The sequence below is a fragment of the Limimaricola pyoseonensis genome, from assembly GCF_900102015.1.
GTDB lineage: Bacteria > Pseudomonadota > Alphaproteobacteria > Rhodobacterales > Rhodobacteraceae > Limimaricola > Limimaricola pyoseonensis.
In genome coordinates this window covers 674,018-692,315 of sequence record NZ_FNAT01000001.1, presented here as the reverse complement: position 1 = coordinate 692,315, position 18,298 = coordinate 674,018, and the positions used below count along the sequence as shown (strand labels likewise).

At 70.3% G+C, this 18,298-nt stretch carries 17 protein-coding genes; 7 read left to right on the top strand and 10 right to left on the bottom strand.

Annotated features, from left to right (window positions below; all coding sequences use genetic code 11):
* The first annotated feature begins 4 nt into the window (after positions 1 to 4).
* The 7 genes from BLT43_RS03265 to BLT43_RS03235 all read left to right on the top strand — a co-directional run bounded on the left by BLT43_RS03265 (position 5) and on the right by BLT43_RS03235 (position 7,535).
* Positions 5 to 637, top strand: a complete 633-nt coding sequence (locus BLT43_RS03265) for a DUF2460 domain-containing protein (RefSeq protein WP_090110019.1) — start codon at positions 5 to 7, stop codon at positions 635 to 637.
* A complete protein-coding gene (locus BLT43_RS03260) occupies positions 634 to 1,485 on the top strand; it encodes a DUF2163 domain-containing protein (RefSeq protein WP_090110018.1) in 852 nt (283 codons plus the stop codon). Before BLT43_RS03265 ends, BLT43_RS03260 begins: the two co-directional genes overlap by 4 nt.
* Entirely contained in the window at positions 1,482 to 1,904 is a 423-nt protein-coding gene (locus BLT43_RS03255; RefSeq protein WP_090110017.1) for an NlpC/P60 family protein, read from the top strand. The genes BLT43_RS03260 and BLT43_RS03255 overlap by 4 nt, the downstream gene beginning before the upstream one ends.
* A complete protein-coding gene (locus BLT43_RS03250) occupies positions 1,904 to 5,779 on the top strand; it encodes a baseplate multidomain protein megatron (RefSeq protein WP_090110016.1) in 3,876 nt (1,291 codons plus the stop codon). The genes BLT43_RS03255 and BLT43_RS03250 overlap by 1 nt, the downstream gene beginning before the upstream one ends.
* A complete protein-coding gene (locus BLT43_RS03245; protein WP_090110014.1) occupies positions 5,779 to 6,063 on the top strand; it encodes a DUF7742 family protein in 285 nt (94 codons plus the stop codon). Before BLT43_RS03250 ends, BLT43_RS03245 begins: the two co-directional genes overlap by 1 nt.
* 58 nt (positions 6,064 to 6,121) lie before the next feature.
* Positions 6,122 to 6,937 carry a serine O-acetyltransferase gene (gene cysE, locus BLT43_RS03240; RefSeq protein ID WP_090110012.1) on the top strand — a complete coding sequence of 272 codons (816 nt, stop codon included), beginning with the start codon at positions 6,122 to 6,124 and terminating at the stop codon, positions 6,935 to 6,937.
* Between the two features lie 103 nt (positions 6,938 to 7,040).
* Positions 7,041 to 7,535 carry a fasciclin domain-containing protein gene (locus BLT43_RS03235; protein WP_090110010.1) on the top strand — a complete coding sequence of 165 codons (495 nt, stop codon included), beginning with the start codon at positions 7,041 to 7,043 and terminating at the stop codon, positions 7,533 to 7,535.
* A gap of 36 nt (positions 7,536 to 7,571) precedes the next feature.
* On the opposite strand, the gene BLT43_RS03230 is transcribed toward BLT43_RS03235, so the two are convergent.
* The 10 genes from BLT43_RS03230 to BLT43_RS03190 form a co-directional block, all read right to left on the bottom strand.
* Positions 7,572 to 9,827, bottom strand: a complete 2,256-nt coding sequence (locus BLT43_RS03230) for a pyrroloquinoline quinone-dependent dehydrogenase (RefSeq protein ID WP_090110008.1) — start codon at positions 9,825 to 9,827, stop codon at positions 7,572 to 7,574.
* Between the two features lie 71 nt (positions 9,828 to 9,898).
* On the bottom strand, positions 9,899 to 10,363 hold the full coding sequence (locus tag BLT43_RS03225; protein ID WP_090110007.1) for a GNAT family N-acetyltransferase: 465 nt from the start codon (positions 10,361 to 10,363) through the stop codon (positions 9,899 to 9,901).
* A gap of 46 nt (positions 10,364 to 10,409) precedes the next feature.
* On the bottom strand, positions 10,410 to 10,757 hold the full coding sequence (locus BLT43_RS03220) for an antibiotic biosynthesis monooxygenase (protein WP_207497398.1): 348 nt from the start codon (positions 10,755 to 10,757) through the stop codon (positions 10,410 to 10,412).
* A 291-nt stretch (positions 10,758 to 11,048) separates the two neighbouring features.
* Complete coding sequence (locus BLT43_RS18860; RefSeq protein WP_131802616.1) at positions 11,049 to 11,720, bottom strand: hypothetical protein; 672 nt, start codon at positions 11,718 to 11,720, stop codon at positions 11,049 to 11,051.
* 290 nt (positions 11,721 to 12,010) lie between these two features.
* Complete coding sequence (locus BLT43_RS03215; RefSeq protein WP_090110004.1) at positions 12,011 to 13,381, bottom strand: pyruvate dehydrogenase complex dihydrolipoamide acetyltransferase; 1,371 nt, start codon at positions 13,379 to 13,381, stop codon at positions 12,011 to 12,013.
* A 13-nt stretch (positions 13,382 to 13,394) separates the two neighbouring features.
* Positions 13,395 to 14,795, bottom strand: a complete 1,401-nt coding sequence (locus BLT43_RS03210; protein WP_090110002.1) for a pyruvate dehydrogenase complex E1 component subunit beta — start codon at positions 14,793 to 14,795, stop codon at positions 13,395 to 13,397.
* A gap of 3 nt (positions 14,796 to 14,798) precedes the next feature.
* Positions 14,799 to 15,848 carry a pyruvate dehydrogenase (acetyl-transferring) E1 component subunit alpha gene (gene pdhA / locus BLT43_RS03205; RefSeq protein ID WP_242652196.1) on the bottom strand — a complete coding sequence of 350 codons (1,050 nt, stop codon included), beginning with the start codon at positions 15,846 to 15,848 and terminating at the stop codon, positions 14,799 to 14,801.
* A gap of 164 nt (positions 15,849 to 16,012) precedes the next feature.
* Positions 16,013 to 16,309 (bottom strand): FtsB family cell division protein, encoded by a 297-nt coding sequence (locus tag BLT43_RS03200; protein WP_090110000.1) that lies wholly within the window; start codon positions 16,307 to 16,309, stop codon positions 16,013 to 16,015.
* 137 nt (positions 16,310 to 16,446) lie between these two features.
* A complete protein-coding gene (locus BLT43_RS03195; RefSeq protein ID WP_090109998.1) occupies positions 16,447 to 17,376 on the bottom strand; it encodes a class I fructose-bisphosphate aldolase in 930 nt (309 codons plus the stop codon).
* 126 nt (positions 17,377 to 17,502) lie between these two features.
* On the bottom strand, positions 17,503 to 18,297 hold the full coding sequence (locus BLT43_RS03190) for an SDR family NAD(P)-dependent oxidoreductase (RefSeq protein ID WP_165612529.1): 795 nt from the start codon (positions 18,295 to 18,297) through the stop codon (positions 17,503 to 17,505).
* Position 18,298 lies beyond the last annotated feature (1 nt).

The window sequence follows — 18,298 nt, the reverse complement described above, 5'->3', positions numbered from 1 at the left end:
AGACATGGCCTTCCACGAGATCAGATTTCCCGCCGCGCTGAGCTTCGGCGCATCGGGCGGCCCCGAGCGGCGCACCGAGATCGTCACGCTCTCCAGCGGCCACGAGGAGCGCAACACCCCCTGGGCCCATTCGCGCCGCCGCTACGACGCGGGCCTTGGCCTGCGCTCGCTCGACGACGTGGCCGAGCTCCTGGCCTTCTTCGAGGCGCGGCGCGGTCCGCTGCACGGCTTTCGCTGGAAGGACTGGCTCGACTACCGCTCGGGCCTCCCCTCGCACCCCGTGACCCCGCTCGACCAGCCGATCGGCACCGGCGACGACGCCGCCACCTCCTTCCAGCTGGTGAAACGCTACGGCGAGGGCGCGACGGCCTACCTCCGGCCCATTCAGAAACCGGTCGCGGGCAGTGTCCGCGTCGCGGTGGGCGGCGACGAGATCGTCGAGGGCGAGGGCTTCACGCTCGACGCCGCGACCGGGCTCGTCACGCTCGACCTCGCCCCGCCGGTGGGCGTCGGCGTCACCGCGGGCTTCGAGTTCGACGTGCCCGCGCGCTTCGACACCGAGAGCGTCGTGGCCGCCGCTGCCGGCTTCGAGACCGGCTCGGTGCCCGAGATCCCGGTGGTGGAGATCCGGTTGTGAGCGGGCTGGCAGGCCACCTCGCCACCGGCGCGACGACGCTCTGCCGCTGCTGGGCGCTGAGGCGCGCGGACGGGCTGGTGCGGGGCTTCACCGACCACGACGGGCCGCTGGCCTTCGACGGCATGGAATTCCGCCCCAATAGCGGCATGAGCGCCAGCGCGTTGGCGCAGGGCACCGGCCTCGCCGTCGACAATGGCGAGGCGCTGGGCGCGCTGACAGATGACGGCATCACCGAGACCGAGATCGAGCAGGGCCGGCTCGACGGCGCCGAGGTCACGGTCTGGCGGGTGAACTGGGCCGACCCGGCCCAGCGCGAGGTCGAGTTTCGCGGGCATCTGGGCGAGATTTCGCGAGAGGGCGCGCTGTTCCGGGCCGAGCTGCGCGGGCTCGCGGACCTGCTGAACCAGCCCGTGGGCCGCGCCTACCAGGCGCGTTGCGACGCGGTGCTGGGCGACGCGCGCTGCGGTGTCGAGGCCGGGCAGGCGGGGTTCTCGTTCGAGCGGACGCTTCAGGCGGTCGAGGACGCGCGATTGCGGCTCGACTGGCCCGACGCGCCCGTGCCGGGCTGGTTCGCGCGCGGGCGGGTCGAGGTGCTGGACGGCGAGGCGGCGGGCCTCTCGGCCCCGATCCGAGACGACCGGCAGGAGGGGGCGCGACGGGTGCTCGACCTCTGGCGGGCGATCCCGGGGCTCGAGGCCGGGGACCGGCTGCGCGTCGTCGCGGGTTGCGACAAGCGGGCGGAGACCTGCCGCGCCAAGTTCGATAACCTGCTCAATTTCCGCGGCTTTCCGAACTTGCCGGGCGAGGACTGGCTGATGGCGGTGCCGAGCGCGGGGCAGGGCCGGTGAGCGCGCGGATCGTCGCGGAGGCGCGCGGCTGGATCGGCACGCCCTACCGCCACGGCACAAGCGCCAAGGGCGCGGGCTGCGACTGCCTCGGGCTGGTGCGCGGCGTCTGGCGGGCGCTGGAGGGGGCCGAGCCGGAAGCCGTGCCGCCCTATGCGCGGCATGAGCCCGGGGCGGGCGAGACGCTGCGCGATGCGGCGCTCAGGCACCTGCGGGAGATTCCCCCGCGAGAGGCCAAGCCGGGCGACCTGCTGCTGTTCCGGTTGCGCCCGAACACACCGGCCCGGCACCTCGGGCTGCTCTCGGGGCCCGCGAGCTTCATCCACGCCTATGAGGGCCACGGCGTGGTCGAGAGCCCGCTCGGGCCCCCCTGGCAGCGGCGCATCGTCGCCGCCTTCGCACTGACGGAAAGGATCGGCTGATGGCGACCATCGTTCTCGGAGCCGTGGGCGGCGCCATCGGCGGCGCGCTGGGCGGCGGCGTCTTGGGGCTCTCGGGCGCGGTGCTGGGCCGCGCGGCGGGCGCGGCGCTCGGGCAGGTGATCGACGCGCGGCTGCTGGGCGCCGGGGCCGAGCCGGTTGAGACCGGGCGGGTCGACCGCTTCCGGCTGATGGGCGCGGGCGAGGGCGCGGCGATCCCCCGGCTCTGGGGCCGGATGCGGATCGGCGGGCAGGTGATCTGGGCCTCCGACTTCGAGGAGCGGCGCAGCACCTCGGGCGGCGGAAAGGGCGGGCGGCCCGAGCCGCGCGTGACCGAATATTCCTACGCCGTCAGCCTCGCCATCGGGCTCTGCGAGGGGCCGGTGACGCGGGTGGCGCGGATCTGGGCCGACGGGATCGAACTCGGCCCCGACGAGATCGACCTGCGGCTGCATGAGGGGCGCGAGGACCAGCTGCCCGACCCGAAGATACAGGCCGTCGAGGGCGCGGCCCCGGCCTATCGCGGGCTGGCCTACGTGGTGATCGAGAGCCTCGATCTCGGCCGCTTCGGCAACCGCGTGCCGCAGTTCTCCTTCGAGGTGCTGCGCCCGGCGGACGAGAGCGACCCTGCGCAGGCCGAGGACATCGCGCGCCTCGTGCGCGGCGTCGCGGTGATCCCCGGCACCGGGGATTACGCGCTGGCCTCGGGGCCGGTGCATCTGCCCGGCGGCTTCGGGGAACGAACGCCGGCCAATCTGCATTCGCCGCAGGGACCGTCCGACGCCGAAGCCGCGCTCGATGCGCTGGTGGAGGAGCTGCCGGAATGCCGTGCCGCCTCGCTGGTGGTGTCGTGGTTCGGGGACGATCTGCGCGCGGGCCATTGCACGATCCGTCCCAAGGTCGAGCAGGACGAGAGCGACGGCGAGGAGATGGCGTGGCGCGTCTCGGGGCTCTCACGCGAGACCGCGCCGCCGGTGCCGCGCGTGGACGACCGGCCGGTCTATGGCGGCACGCCCTCGGATGCGGCGGTGATCGAGGCGGTGCGGGCGATGAACGCGCGCGGGCTGGACGTCACCTTCTACCCGTTCATCCTGATGGATCAGCTTGCGGGCAACGGCCTGCCCGACCCCCATGGCGGCGCGGAGCAGGCGCCGCTGCCGTGGCGCGGGCGGATCACGACCGAGCGCGCGCCGGGCGAGGACGGGACCACCGACCGCACGGCGCAGGCCACAAGCGAGGTGGCGGCGTTCTTCGGGGCGGCGACGGCGGGAGATTTCGACCTGTCTTCGGGGTTGCCGGTCTACACCGGCCCCGAGGACTGGGGCCTGAGACGCTTCATCCTGCACTGCGCGCATCTCTGCGCTCTGGCGGGCGGGGTTGAGGCGTTCTGCATCGGCTCGGAGCTGGTGGGCCTCACCACGATCCGCGACGGGGCCGACGGCTACCCGGCGGTCGCGGCGCTGCGCGACCTCGCCGCCGAGGTCCGCAAGGTGCTGGGGCCGGGGACGAAGCTCTCCTACGCCGCCGACTGGTCCGAGTATCACGGCCACCAGCCCGGCGGCGGCACCAAGCGGTTCCACCTCGACCCGCTCTGGGCCGACCCGGAGATCGATTTCGTCGGCATCGACAACTACATGCCGCTCTCGGACTGGCGCGACGGGCGGGACCATCTCGATGCCGCCGGACACCGCTCGATTTACGACCTCGACTACCTGACGGCCAACGTCGCGGGCGGCGAGGGGTATGACTGGTTCTACCACTCGCCCGAGGCCCGCGCCGCGCAGATCCGCACGCCGATCACCGATGGCGACGGCGAGCCTTGGGTGTGGCGCACCAAGGACCTGAAGGGTTGGTGGGGCAACCCGCATCACGAGCGGATCGACGGGGTGCGGCAGGCGCAGCCGACCGCGTGGCAGCCGGGGATGAAGCCGATCCGCTTCACGGAACTCGGCTGCGCGGCCGTGGACCGGGGCACCAACCAGCCGAACAAGTTCCTCGACCCGAAATCCTCGGAATCGGCGCTGCCTTACCACTCGCGCGGCCATCGCGACGAGCTGATCCAGATGCGCTACCTGCAGGCGGTGCACCGGCATTTCGCGACGCCCGGAGAGAACCCGGTCTCGGGCGTCTATGGCGGGCCGATGCTCGACACCGGACACATGCTGGTCTGGGCCTGGGATCTGCGGCCCTACCCGTGGTTCCCGGCGCTGTCGGAGGTCTGGTCCGACGGCGCGAACTGGGCGCGCGGGCACTGGATCACCGGGCGCACGGCGCATCGCGACCTCGCCTCGGTGGTGCGCGAGATCTGCGCACGGGCCGGGGTGGCGGAGATCGACACGACACGGCTGCACGGGCTGGTGCGCGGCTACCTCGTCGATACGACCGGCAGCGCGCGCTCTGCGCTGCAGCCGCTGATGCTGGCGCATGGCTTCGACGCGGTCGAGCGCGGCGGGGTGCTGGCGTTCCGCTCGCGCGACGGCCGGAGCGATCATGCGCTGGAGATGGACGGGCTTGCCGTCACCGGCGATGGCCCGGCGCTGGAGCGGGCGCGCGAGGCCGGGGCGGAGGTGCCCGAGCGGGTGCGGCTGGGCTACGTCTCGGACGCGGCCGAGGCGGGCGCGGCGAGCGTCGAGGCGGCGCTGCCGGGGACGGAGGCCGCGCTGGTGCAGGCGGCGGAATTGCCGCTGGTGCTGACACGGGCGGAGGCGTTGGGGCTCGCCGAGCGCTGGCTGGCCGAGATCCGCATGGCGCGCGAGACGGCGCGCTTCGCGCTGCCGCCCTCGGCGCATGGCATCGGCGCGGGCGAGGTGGTGACGCTGGATGGCGGTGACTGGCGCATCGACCGGGCCGAGACCGCCGGGGCGGTGACGGTCGAGGCCACGCGCACCGCGCCGGGGCTCTACCTGCCGCCGCGCCACGAGGTCGAGGTGACGAGCGTGGCGGGCTACCGGCCGCCGGTGCCGGTCGAGGGGCTGTTCCTCGACCTGCCGCTGATCACCGGCGAGGAGGCGCCGCACGCGCCGCATTTCGCGGCCTCCGCCCGGCCATGGCCGGGGCCGGTGGCGCTCATGCGCGGGGTGGAGGATGCCGACCCGGTGCTCGACCTCGTGCAGCGCGGGCCGGCGGCGATGGGGGTGACGCTGACCGCGCTTGCCGCCGCGCCGGCGGGGCTGTGGGATCGCGGCCCGGCGCTGCGGCTGCGGCTGGTGCAGGGCGAGCTGGCGAGTGCCAGCGCCGCGCGGGTGCTGGCGGGGGCGAACCTCATGGCGCTGGGCGATGGCGAGAGGTGGGAGCTGCTGCAGTTCGTGGAGGCCGAACCGGTGGGGCCTGACGAGTGGGACATACGGACGCGGCTCAGGGGGCAGGCGGGGACGGACGGGGTGATGCCGGCGGTCTGGCCGGCGGGCAGCTACGTCGTGGCGCTCGACGGCGTGCCGGGGCAGGTGGGTCTGCCGGCGGCGGCGCGGGGGCTTTCGCGGCACTGGCGCTGGGGGCCGGCGCGGCGGCCGGCGCAGGATGCGAGCTGGCGGCAGGTGGAGCGCGGCTTCGAGGGCGTGGGCCTCAGGCCCTACGCGCCGGCGCATCTGCGCGGCGAAGAGCGCGGCGGCGATCTGCGGCTGTCATGGGTCCGACGCACGCGGGTGGACGGCGACGGCTGGGAGCGCGAGGTGCCATTGGGCGAGGCGCGGGAGGTCTACGCGGTGCGGATCGCGCGGGGCGGCGTCGTGCTGCGCGAGGCGGAGACGGGCGAGCCGGGCTGGACCTACGCCGCCGCCGACCGCGCGGCGGATGCGGGCGCGGGGCCGCTGGTCGCGGAGGTGGCGCAGGTGTCGGATAGCTTCGGGCCGGGACCCTTCGCGCGGCTGGCGCTGGGCTGATGCGGCCGGTGCTGCCGGGCTGCCTCGACCGCGGCACGGCCGCGCTTCTGGCGGTGCCGGGGCCGGCGCGGGCGGGGCTGGCGCGGCGGCTGGTGGCCGAGGCGCGGGCGGCGGACAAGTGGCGGTTGCGCATGGGAAAGGCGCATCCGCTTTGGGGCGACGGGTCGCTGATGGCGGCGGCGCTGCGGCACCCGCGCGTGGCGCTGCCGCCGTCGCTGGGGCGCGAGGGCCGCGCCGCGCTCAGGCTCCTGCTCGACGCCCTTGACGAGGCGGGCGGGCTTTGATCTTGGCCGGGAGGCCCTAAATGGGGTAGGACGAAAGCCCGGAACGCGGAGCACGGCGATGGCGACACCACAGGCCCAGCTGGCCGAACTGGACCCGGTCTGGCACCGGATCCGCGAGGAGGCCGAGACGGCGATCGCGGCCGAGCCGCTGATGGGCGGGGCGATGCATTCGGGCATCCTGCATCATGGCAGCTTCGAGCGGGCGCTGGCCTACAGGCTGTCTCTCAAGCTCGCCTCCGACGAGATGGGCGCGCAGATCCTGCGCGAGATCGTCGATGCCGCCTACGACGCCGAGCCCGAGCTCGTGGCCTCGGCCCGCGCCGACCTCGTCGCCACCTATGAGCGCGACCCGGCCTGCCACCGCTTTCTGCAGCCCTTGATGTATTTCAAGGGCTACCAAGCGGTGCAGTGCTACCGGCTGGGTCACTGGCTCTGGCAGGAGGGACGCACCGACCTCGCCTATTTCGTGCAGATGCGGGTGTCGGAAACCTTCGGCGTCGACATCCACCCGGCCGCCCGGATCGGGCGCGGCGTGATGATCGACCACGCGCATTCGGTGGTGATCGGCGAGACGGCGGTGGTCGGCGACAACGTCTCGATGCTGCACTCGGTGACGCTGGGCGGCACCGGCAAGGAAGAGCAGGACCGCCACCCCAAGATCGACGACGGCGTGCTGATCGGCGCCGGCGCCAAGGTGCTAGGCAACATCCGGGTCGGGCATTGCTCGCGCATCGCCGCGGGCTCGGTCGTGCTGACCGACGTGCCGCCCTGCACCACGGTGGCGGGCGTGCCCGCGCGCATCGTCGGCGAGGCGGGCTGCGCCCAGCCCTCGGTCTCGATGGACCAGATCCTGAAGGGCGAGACGCCCGAGTGAGGGCGAAGGCGGCCCGTCCGGGCCGCCGGCTTCACGCCATTTTGACCTTGGGTCAATGCGGCCTAACTCTGGCGGGTTTGTACCGTCCAGAAAGGTTGTACCCATGCAGAGACGCTTCGCCCTCAAGGCCGTGCTCGCCACCGGCGCGCTGGCCGTCGTCACCGCCTGCGCCCCGGCCGAGCCGCAGGCGCCCGACATCGTGCAGATCGCCTCGACCAATGACGACTTCTCGACGCTGGTGACGGCGTTGCAGGCCGCCGACCTGGTCGAAACGCTGCAGGGCGAAGGGCCCTTCACCGTCTTCGCGCCGACCAACGCCGCCTTCGAGAAGCTGCCCGCCGGCACGGTCGAGACGCTGTTGATGCCCGAGAACCAGGCGCAGCTCGCCGAGATCCTGACCTACCACGTGGTGCCGGGCGCCGTGACCTCGGCGCAGCTCGCCGGGCAGCGGCTTTCGACCGCGACGGTGCAGGGCACGGAGGTGCATATCGACGGCACCGGCGAGATGGTCACGGTCGAGGGCGCGAACGTCATCCTCGCCGACATCGAGGCGTCGAACGGCGTGATCCACGTGATCGACAGCGTGATCATGCCCTGATGCGCGCCGGACGCCGCCGCGCCCGGCGCGGCGGCGTCACTCCGCCGCCTGCTCCGCCCCGTCGGGCAGGGCGAAGGTGATCAGCTGGTCGCCGACCTGCGGCTTGAGGATCGGGTTGCCGCCGGCGACGAAGGAGACGTATTGCCGACCCTCGTGCTCGTAGACCGCCGGGATCGCCACGGCCGGCGCCTCGACCCGCCATTTCCACAGCTCCTCGCCCGTCGCCGCCGACAGCGCGCGCACATGCGCGTCCATCGAGGCGCCGATGAAGATCACGCCGCCCGCGGTGACCGCCGGGCCGCCCAGCGTCGGGCTGCCCCAGCTTTCGGGGGCGTAGAAGCCCCATTGCTGCGTCATGCCGAAGGGCACCTCCCAGAGCCGCTCGCCGGTGTCGAGGTCGTAGGCCAGCATGGTGCCGAAGGGCGGCTTCCAGCAGGGCAGGCCGATCGGGTTGACGAAGTTCGACAGCTTGAAGCCGTAGGGCACGCCCTCCTGCGGGTAGTAGCCCTGCTCGGCGCCGCTTTCGCCGGCGATGCGCTCGTATTCCTCGCGCGGGATCATCTTCAGGATCTGCGCCACCTTCTGGGTGTTGACGTAGAAGATGTTGGTCTCGGGGTCGAGCGCGCCGCCGCCCCACTGCATGCCGCCGGCCGTGCCGGGGTAGAGCAGCGTGCCCTCGCCCTCGGCGGTGGGCGGCGTGAAGAGGCCCTCGTAGCGCAGCTCGTCCAGCATCCGCGAGCACCAGCCGAAGCTGGTCAGGTCGCCCAGCCACCAGATACCGGGCCACGTGTCATAGGTGTTGGTGGGCTGCGGCACGTCGTAGAAGGGCTGCGTCGGCGCGGCCTCCTCGCCCGGCAGGTCGGAGGCGGGCACCGGCCGCTCCTCCATGCCGAAGACCGGCTCGCCGGTCTCGCGGTTCAGCACGTAGAGCATGCCCTGCTTCGAGGTCTGGATCAGCGCCGGGATGGTCTCGCCGTCGCGCTGGATGTCCACGAGCGCCGGCGCGGCGCCGGTGTCGTAATCCCAGATGTCGTGATGCACGAGCTGGCGCGACCAGATGATCTCGCCCGTGTCGGTGTCGACGGCGGTGACGGAGGTGGCGAGGGGAAGCTCCTCGGTGCGGTTGCCGCCGTAGTAGTTGGGGCTGGGCGAGGAGACGGGCAGATAGAGGATGCCGCGCTCGGGGTCGACGGTCATGTGGGTCCAGACATTGGCGGTTCCGGTGCGGTCCCACAGCTCCTTGGGGATGAAGTTGACGGTCCAGTCGAGCTCGCCCGTTTCGGCATCGACGGCGAAGACGGTGCCCGGCGGCGCCTGCGCGCTTTCCCAGTCCTTGCCGGCCCATCCGATGAAGAGGCGGCCGCCATAGGCCACGGGCGGTTGCAAGAGCGACAGCGGCCAGCGGTCGTTGGTGTCGTTCCACTGGTTGACGTCGAGCACGCCGGCCTCGCCGAACTCCTCGCAGGGCAGGCCGGTGTCGGCATCGACCGAGTGCAGCTTGGCGTCCATCGTGCCGATATAGACGCGCTTGGCGCAGGGGCCCTCGGAGCCTTCGGTCTCCCAGTAGGCGACGCCGCGGTTCTTCAGCGCCGGCTGGGTCAGCGCCTCGAGCCGGGCCTGGCTGTCATAGGACCAGATCTCCTGCCCGGTCGCGGGGTCGAGCGCGAGGATGCGGTAGAAGGGCGTGCCGACATAGAGCGTGCCGTTGGCGTAGACCGGGGTGGCCGACCAGACGGTCTGCGGCAGATCGCCCGAGCCGTCCGAGACGTCGCCGGTCTCGACCTGCCAGGCGGGCTCCAGCTCGTGCACGTTCTGCGCGGTGATCTGCTGGAGCGGGCTGTACTTCTGCGCCTCGAGATTGCCGTGGAAGCCCGGCCAGTCCTGCGCGCGGGCATCCTGCGCGAAGGGCAGGGCCATGAGCGCCAGCGCCACGGCGGCGTGGTCGCGCCGGCCCTTGCGCGAGACGAGGTTCCAGACCGAGCCGGCGGTGGCCGCGACCATCGCCCATGTCAGCACGTCCTGCATCAGGAAGTAGCCGGCGAGCGCGGTGAGCGCGGCGCCGATCAGCACGAGGATCTTCAGCGTCAGGTTCAGCCCCGCGGGCAGGACCACGAAGAGCACCACCGCCGAGGCGGCGGCGACCGCGACCGCGCCGAACAGCGCGAGGCCCGCGCCGATCGTGCCGGCGACGCCGCTGTCCGGGGCCAGCAGGGCGATGGCCCCGGCGATGGCGGCGATGACCGCCCCGATCAGCGTGAGGCCCAGACCGGGCTGCCTGTCTCGATGCGTCATGCGGTTCCTCCCGATCACCGTTTCGAGAGGCCAACGCGAGGTCGGGCGGCGGGTTCCCGCCGAGGTGGCGCTCAGCCGAGGCGCTTGGCGAAGAACACCCGGTCGAAGCCGTCTTCGTGGCGGCGGCCGGTCTCGGCGTAGCCGAGGCGCGGGTAGATCGCGAGATTGTCGGCCATCCTGGCGTTGGTGTAGAGCCGGATCTCGGGCAGGCCAAGATCGCGCGCCGCCGCCTCGCAGCGGCCGATCAGCCGCCTGCCGAGGCCGCGCCCGGCCGCCTCGGGCCGCACCGCGACGTTCTCGAGCAGCATGTGGCCGTCATCTTCGCGGAACACCACGAAGCCCATGAGGCCGTCGGGGCCGGCGGCGACATGCACCTCGCCCGCGGCGATCAGCGCGGCGTAGTCGGCGGTCATCGGCGCGGGTTCGCGGCCGATGGCGGCGACATAGCGGGCATAGGCGCGCCGCGCGCAGTCGCGCACCTCCGCCGCGTCGGCGGCGGTGGCGGGGCGGATCGGGGTCTTGTCGGTCTGCGTCATGCCGCGATGGAAGCCGATCGCGGCGCGCCGCGCAACCGGCGGGCGGTCATTCGGCGCGGGTCACCAACATGATGGCCGGCTGCCCGGCGACCCCGGCCTCCTGCATGGCGGCCATCAGCGCCTCGGAGCTGAAGAAGGCATCGGCGGCCTCGAGCGTCTCGAAGCCGTGCAGCACCATGACGTTGTTGGGGTTCTCGGGGTCCTGGTAGACCTCTTCCATGATGACGCCGCCGGCCTCCTGTTCCTCGGCGAAGCCGTCATAGGCGCTGCGCCAGGCGGCGTAGTCCTCGACGGCATGGGTGACCACGGCGAGCACGGGGGCGTCCTGGGCGGTGGCCGCGGCGGGCAGGGCGAGAAGCGCGGCGGCGGCGAGGGCGGTCAGGCGATGGGTCATGTCATCCTCCATGGGTCCGGCATCGGGCGGCGGGGCCGCCACGCTCAGGCTGCGCCTCCGGGCGGGGCGTTCCTAGCTGACCGAACGGTTGCAGGAGGATTGGAGGGGATGACCGCCTTGGGCCCTTACTGCAAGGTGCCGGATGACGAGCTACTATCCGCTGCCGGCTATTTATACGAGAATGCGCCAAAGATTGACTTGGCTTAGCCAAGTACGCGAGATGTGCGAGGAACACGTCATTTCATGGCTTCATTGGGCCTAGCTGCAACAGCTGACACTGTGGCAAAGTTCTTATAGGGTGCGGCGTGGACAATGGTTTTTGCTTTGCAGGAACCGGACCCTGCGATTCACTTCTCCTCGGCTGCCAAATGCGGGGACAATGAGTGTCGAAAAATCCGGAAGGCGATGATCCTTCCGGTGCAGAGTGTATTTCTCTCGGATCACGTCAAAATGGAAACGTCCGCGATAGGAGATACAGACGTCAACCGTCTCAATGTCAAACATTTGGGGCTGCGCAGGAATATTTCCCGAGATCTTGTCATCGACACGGATAGCCGATCCTGGCTCCAGAAAATCATGCCAGATTGCATCGCCAGTACTTGAGCGGGCGACAAACGACACATGGACATTGCGAACCTCTAAGTCTGATACGTTTTCAACTTCCAGAACGAGATCCGTGTAGGCGATAGGAAACCGTCTACCCTTACCAATTGCCAAGCCGATCAGCGCTTCAGGCGAGCAGAGGTCTGGATTGGTTTTGCATTTTGCCTTCCGATTCAAAAAAGCTTCGGACTCCTTGAAGTCAGCAATAAACTCAGCAGACGATGCTTCGCTTGGCATTAGCATGAGCCGCACTTGCGCGCGCGGTGTTGGAAAGGTGTAATCCGCCGTGACAAGTCCCGTAATCGAGCTCACGAAGCCAACCACGCCCACCACGGACAGCCCTTTTAACCAGCTCCGCATGCCAAACCCTTGCAACTATAATGCCGAAGTATTGGATACGAACCTGCGTAATTGCAAGTGAATCCGAAATCGGATCTCCGTAACCACATAGCACTTCGCAACATTTTCATTTACGACAAGCGTCGAGCAGCGTCTGGCGGAGATGAAATTTGATTAGAAGTCATTGGCGAAGTGGCAGCGAACTGGTGCCTAGTCCGCGTAGCGGACCTTCGCCTCAGCAGCCTTCGCGAACATGAAAAGGGCCGCACCCTCAGGGTGCGGCCCTTCTTCGTTCGCGCCGATGCGTGGCCTCAGGCCAGCATCACCATCGGGTTTTCCAGCGCCTCGGCGATGTGCTTCAGCAGCTCCGCGCCGAGCGCGCCGTCGATCACCCGGTGATCGACCGAGAGCGTCACCGACATCACCGTGGCCACCTCGACCTCGCCCGCGTCGTTGACCACCGGCTTCTTCACGCCGGCGCCGACCGCGAGGATCGCGCCGTGGGGCGGGTTGATGACGGCGTCGAAGTTGTCGATGCCGAACATGCCGAGGTTGGAGATCGCGAAGCTACCGCCCTGGTATTCGTGCGGCGCGAGCTTACGCTCGCGGGCGCGCTTGGCGAGGTCCTTCATCTGCGCCGACAGCGAGGAGAGCGTGCGGCTCTCGGCGTCGCGCAGGACGGGAGTGAAGAGCCCGCCCTCGATGGCGACGGCGACGGCCACGTCGGAGGGCTTGAGCTTCAGCACCCGGTCGCCGGCCCAGACGGCGTTGGCGTCGGACACCGCCTGAAGGGCAAGGGCCGAGGCCTTGATGATGAAGTCGTTGACCGAGAGCTTCACGCCGCGGGACTCGAGCTGCTTGTTGAGCTGCGAGCGGAACTTCAGAAGCGCATCGAGCTTGATGTCGCGGCGCAGGTAGAAGTGCGGGATGGTCTGCTTGGCCTCGGTCAGGCGCGCCGCGATGGTGCGGCGCATGCCGTCGAGCTTCACTTCCTCGAACTCGCGATCCGCGTACATCTTGCGGATCTGCTCGGCCTGCACGCCAGGCGCCGCGGGCTCGGCCACGGGGGCCTTGCCGGCTTCGCCGGCGGGCGCCTGCGCGGCCTTCTCGGTGGCCGAGGCGGGCTTCTGGCCCGGCTGGGCGTTCTCGACATCGGCCTTGACGATGCGGCCGTTCGGGCCCGAGCCCTCGATCTGGCTCAGGTCGAGGCCGCGGTCCTTGGCGATGCGCCGCGCCAGCGGCGAGGCGAAGATGCGGCCGCCGTCGCGGGCCTGCGGCGCGGGCGTGCCCTGCGCCGCGGCGTCGGCCTGCGCGGCCTTGCCGTCGTCGCCATAGCCCTTGGCGGGCGCGGTGGCCTCCTCGGGATGGGGTGCGGCGTGGCTGTCGGCGTCGCGGTCCTTGGCGCCGCCGCCCGAGGCGTCGATGTCGTCCGCGCTCTCGCCATCCTCGAGCAGCACGGCGATCGGCGTGTTCACCTTCACGCCTTCCGTGCCCTCGGAGATGAGGATCTTGCCGACCGTGCCCTCGTCGACGGCCTCGAACTCCATCGTGGCCTTGTCGGTCTCGATCTCGGCCAGAAGGTCGCCGGAGGCGACGGTGTCGCCCTCCTTGACCAGCCATTTCGCGAGCGTGCCCTCCTCCATGGTGGGCGACAGCGCGGGCATCAGGATTTCCGTTGGCATGTCTCGCGCCCCCTTACTTGTAGGTCACTTTGCGCACCGCCTCGACGACCTCGTCGGTCGTGACCAGCGCGTGCTTCTCGAGGTTCGCCGCGTAGGGCATCGGCACGTCCTTGCCGGTGCAGTTGATCACCGGCGCGTCGAGATGGTCGAAGGCCTGCTGCATCAGCACGGTCGAGACGTAGCCGCCGACCGAGCCCTGCGGCCAGCCTTCCTCGACGGTGACGCAGCGGTTGGTCTTCTTGACGCTCTCGATCACGGTCTCGGTGTCCATCGGGCGGATGGTGCGCAGGTCGATCACCTCGGCCTCGATGCCGTCGGCCGCGAGCTTCTCCGCCGCCTCCAGCGCGTAGGTCATGCCGATGCCGAAGGACACGATGGTGACGTCCGTGCCCTCGCGCGCGATCTTCGCCTGGCCGAGCGGCACGGTGAAGTCGTCGAGCTGCGGCACCTCGAAGCTGCGGCCGTAGAGGATCTCGTTCTCGAGGAAGATCACCGGGTTCGGGTCGCGGATCGCGGATTTCAGCAGGCCCTTGGCGTCGGCGGCGGAGTAGGGGGCCACGACCTTGAGGCCGGGCACCTGCATGAACCAGGCGGTGTAGTCCTGGCTGTGCTGGGCCGCGACGCGGGCGGCGGCGCCGTTCGGGCCGCGGAACACGATCGGGCAGCCCATCTGGCCGCCGGCCATGTAGAGGGTCTTGGCGGCCGAGTTGATGATGTGGTCCATCGCCTGCATGGCGAAGTTGAAGGTCATGAACTCGACGATCGGGCGCAGACCGCCGAAGGCCGCGCCGACGGCGATGCCGGTGAAGCCGTGCTCGGTGATCGGGGTGTCGATCACCCGCTTGGCGCCGAACTCGTCCAGCAGGCCCTGGCTGATCTTGTAGGCGCCCTGGTACTCGGCCACCTCCTCGCCCATCAGGAAGACGTTTTCGGCGCGGCGCATCTCCTCGGCCATGGCGTCGCGCAGCGCCTCGCGGACCGTGGTGGTCTTGGTCTCGGTGCCCTCGGGCCAGTCGGGCTTGCGCGGCACGCGGGGCGCGGCGGCGGCGGGCGACGAGGCGGCGGGGGTGTCGGCCGGAACGGTGTCCTTGGCCTTGGTCTCTTCCTTGACCTCGGTCTTGGCGTCGGAGCCCTTGTTAGTGCCGATATTCTCGGCGGCGGAGGCGTCCTCGCCATCCTCGAGCAGCACGGCGATCGGGGTGTTCACCTTCACGCCCTCGGTGCCCTCATTGATGAGGATCTTGCCGACGGTGCCTTCGTCGACGGCCTCGAACTCCATCGTCGCCTTGTCGGTCTCGATCTCGGCCAGGATGTCGCCGGAGGAGACGGTGTCGCCCTCCTTGACGAGCCACTTGGCGAGCGTGCCTTCCTCCATGGTCGGCGAGAGGGCGGGCATCAGAATTTCGGTCGCCATGGATCAGGCCTCCTGCGGGGCTTCGTCAGCGTAGATGTCGGTCCAGAGTTCCTCGAGCGCGGGCTCGGGGCTCTCCTTCGAGAATTCGGCGGCCTCGTTGACGATCTCCTTGATCTCCTTGTCGATCGCCTTGAGGTCGTCCTCGGTGGCGTGCTGGCCCGACAGCAGCACCTTGCGGATCTGCTCGATCGGGTCGCGCTCCTCGCGCATCTTCTGCACCTCGTCGCGGCTCCGGTACTTGGCCGGGTCGGACATCGAGTGGCCGCGGTAGCGGTAGGTCTTGATCTCGAGGATGTAGGGGCCCTTGCCGGCGCGGCAGTGCTTGACCGCGCGCTCGCCGGCCTCCTTGACCGCGAGCACGTCCATGCCGTCGACTTCCTCGCCCTGGATGCCGTAGGCGGCACCGCGCTCCCACAGGGAGGGGGACTTGGTCGAACGCTGCACGCTCGTGCCCATGGCGTACTGGTTGTTCTCGATCACGAAGACCACCGGCAGGTCCCACAGCTGCGCCATGTTGTAGGTCTCGTAGACCTGGCCCTGGTTGGCGGCGCCGTCGCCGAAATAGGTGAAGGTGACGCGGTCGGTGCCGTTGTACTTGTCGGAGAAGGCGAGGCCGGCGCCGATCGGCACCTGCGCGCCGACGATGCCGTGGCCGCCGTAGAAGTGCTTCTCCTTCGAGAACATGTGCATGCTCCCGCCCTTGCCCTTCGAGTAGCCGCCCTCGCGGCCCGTGAGCTCGGCCATCACGCCCTTGGGGTCCATGCCGCAGGCCAGCATGTGGCCGTGGTCGCGGTAGGAGGTGACGCGCTTGTCGCCCTCTTCGGCCGCGGCCTCGAGCCCGACCACCACGGCCTCCTGGCCGATGTAGAGGTGGCAGAAGCCGCCGATCAGGCCCATGCCGTAGAGCTGGCCGGCCTTCTCCTCGAAGCGCCGGATCAGGAGCATCTCGCGGTAGTAGTGCTTGAGCTCTTCGGCGGGGATGTTGGAGCCCTTGGGGGCGGGGGTGTCGGTTCCCTTGGCGGGCGCCGCGTCGGAGGATTTCCGGGTCGCCATGGCGTCTCCCTTCGCGCTGTCACGGATAGTTTAGCCTTGAACTATCCCTTACAGAAACTCGCCGGGATGCAACAGGCCATTTTCCATGTCGCGAAATGGAGCGCGCCGCGCCCCGGGAAAGGGCGCGGCGCGTCAAAATCTGCGATCGCGGCGAAAAGCCGGGCTCAGCGGATGACGATCTCGTCGGCGCGGATCAGGCCCAGCACCTCGCGGGCACGCGCGTCGAGCAGGTCGAGATCGAGATACTCGTCGGAGAGCCTTCGCGTCAGGTTCTCCATCTCGGCCACCTCGACGCGCAGCTCGCGCAGCTCTGCCCGGAGCTTGCGCGCCTCGGCATCGACCTCGGCGCGGCGGAACACGCCGTAATCGCCCTGCACCGCGGCGAAGGTGAAGTAGAGCCCGATCAGCGCCATGCTTCCGATGTAGAGCAGGGGGCCGAGCGCGGGTTTGCGTCGCATCATGTCACTGCCTCTCGTGCCACCTCTTGTCCGGGCGGCTGCATAGAGGATCGCACGAAAACGGCGGCGGGAGAACAGCTCCCCGCCGCCGTGAGTGGGTTTTCGCCCGAGCGTGGCCGGAAGGCCGCGCGCGCGTGGCCTCAGGCCTTGCCGAGATAGATGTCCTGCAGCTTGCCGAGCATCTCGAGCGCCTCGGTGCGGGGGCGCTGGAACGAGTTGCGGCCGATGATCGAGCCGTTGCCGCCGCCGTCGCGGATGGCGCGGGCGTCGTCATAGACCGAATCCGCGCCCTTCTTGGCGCCGCCCGAGAACACCATCAGCCGGCGGCCGGCGAAGGCCGACTGCACGCAGTGGCGCACGCGCGCGGCCTGGCTCGAGATGTCGATGCCCTGCTCCTCGTAGACCTTGCGGGCCTCGGGCAGCGACAGGTGGTCGGTCGAGAGCTTGATCTTGATCACGTGGGCGCCGATCAGGGCGGCGATCTGCGCGGCGTAGGCGGCGATGTCGATCGCGGTCTCGCCGTCCTTGTCGAGGCTCTCGCCGCGCGGGTAGGACCAGATCACGGTGGCCACGCCCTTGGCGGCGGCTTCCTTGCGCATCTCGACGATCTCCTCGAACATGTCGAGCGCGCAGTCCGAGCCGGGGTAGATGGTGAAGCCGATCGCCGAGGCGCCGATGCGCAGCGCGTCGTCGACGCTGGCCGTGACGGCCTGGTTCTTGCCGGCGGTCGAGGACATCAGCGAGTTGGCGCTGTTGCATTTGAGGATGGTCGGGATCTGGCCGGCGAAGCTGTCGGCCCCGGCCTCGAGCATGCCGAGCGGCGCGGCGTAGGCGTTCAGCCCCGCATCGATCGCCAGCTGGTAGTGGTAATGCGGGTCGTAGCCCTCGGGGTTGGGCGCGAAGCTGCGGGCCGGGCCATGCTCGAAGCCCTGATCGACCGGCAGGATGATCATCTTGCCGGTGCCGCCCAGCTTGCCGGCCATCAGCATCCGGGCGAGGTTGGCCTTCACGCCGGGGGTCTCGCCCTCGTAGTTGCGCAGGATGTCGCGGACGGTGTCGGTGATCTGCATGGGAGGCCTTTCGCGTTGCGTTTGTCGCAATTGGTAGGCCCCGGCTTGGCGACACACAATCCTGTTAGCGCCATCACGGCGGATTGTTAGCGCCACCAAGCCGCAGATTTCATTCAGGCTTTCGCCTCAGGCGCTGCCATAGGCCTTGCCGGTGAGCCGCGCGCCCAGCCAGCGCGGCAGCACCCGCCCGGCGAGCGCGGCGATGCGGGTCATGCCGCCCGGCACCACGGTGTGACGGCCCGCCAGCATCGCCTCCCAGCCGGCCTGCGCCACGTCGCGGGCGCGCGCCGGCTTGATGCCGCCGCCCGGGCCGCTCGCCGGCATGCCGGCGGTCTCGAAGAAGCCGGTCTCGACCGGGCCGGGGCAGAGCGCGGTGATCGAGACCTCGCTGCCCTCCTGCTCGAGCTCGGCCGAGACCGCGTCTGAGAGCGACAGCAGGTAGGCCTTGGTGGCGTGGTAGACCGCCATCTTCGGCCCCGGCACGAAGGCCGCGACGGAGGCCACGTTCATGATCCGGCCGGCGCCGTTGGCGCGCATGTGGCCGACCGCGCCCTGCAGGAGCACCGTGGCGGCCGAGACGTTGACCGCGACCATCTGCTCGACCTGCTCGGTGCCGCCCTCGCCGAAGCGGCGCTTGAGGCCGAGGCCCGCGTTGTTGACGAGGATGTCGATGCGGCGGCCTTCCGAGGCCTCGCGCCAGAGCCGCTCGGCGCCGCCGGGGCGGGCGAGATCGGCGGGGATCACCACCACCTCGACGCGCTCGCGCAGCTCGGCGGCGAGCGCCTCGAGCTTGTCCTCGGAGCGGGCCGAGAGGATCAGGCGGCGGCCGCCACGGGCGGCGATTCGGGCGAATTCGACGCCGAGGCCGGAAGAGGCCCCGGTGATCAGGGTCCAGCCGCGGCTTTGGGGTACGAGATCCATC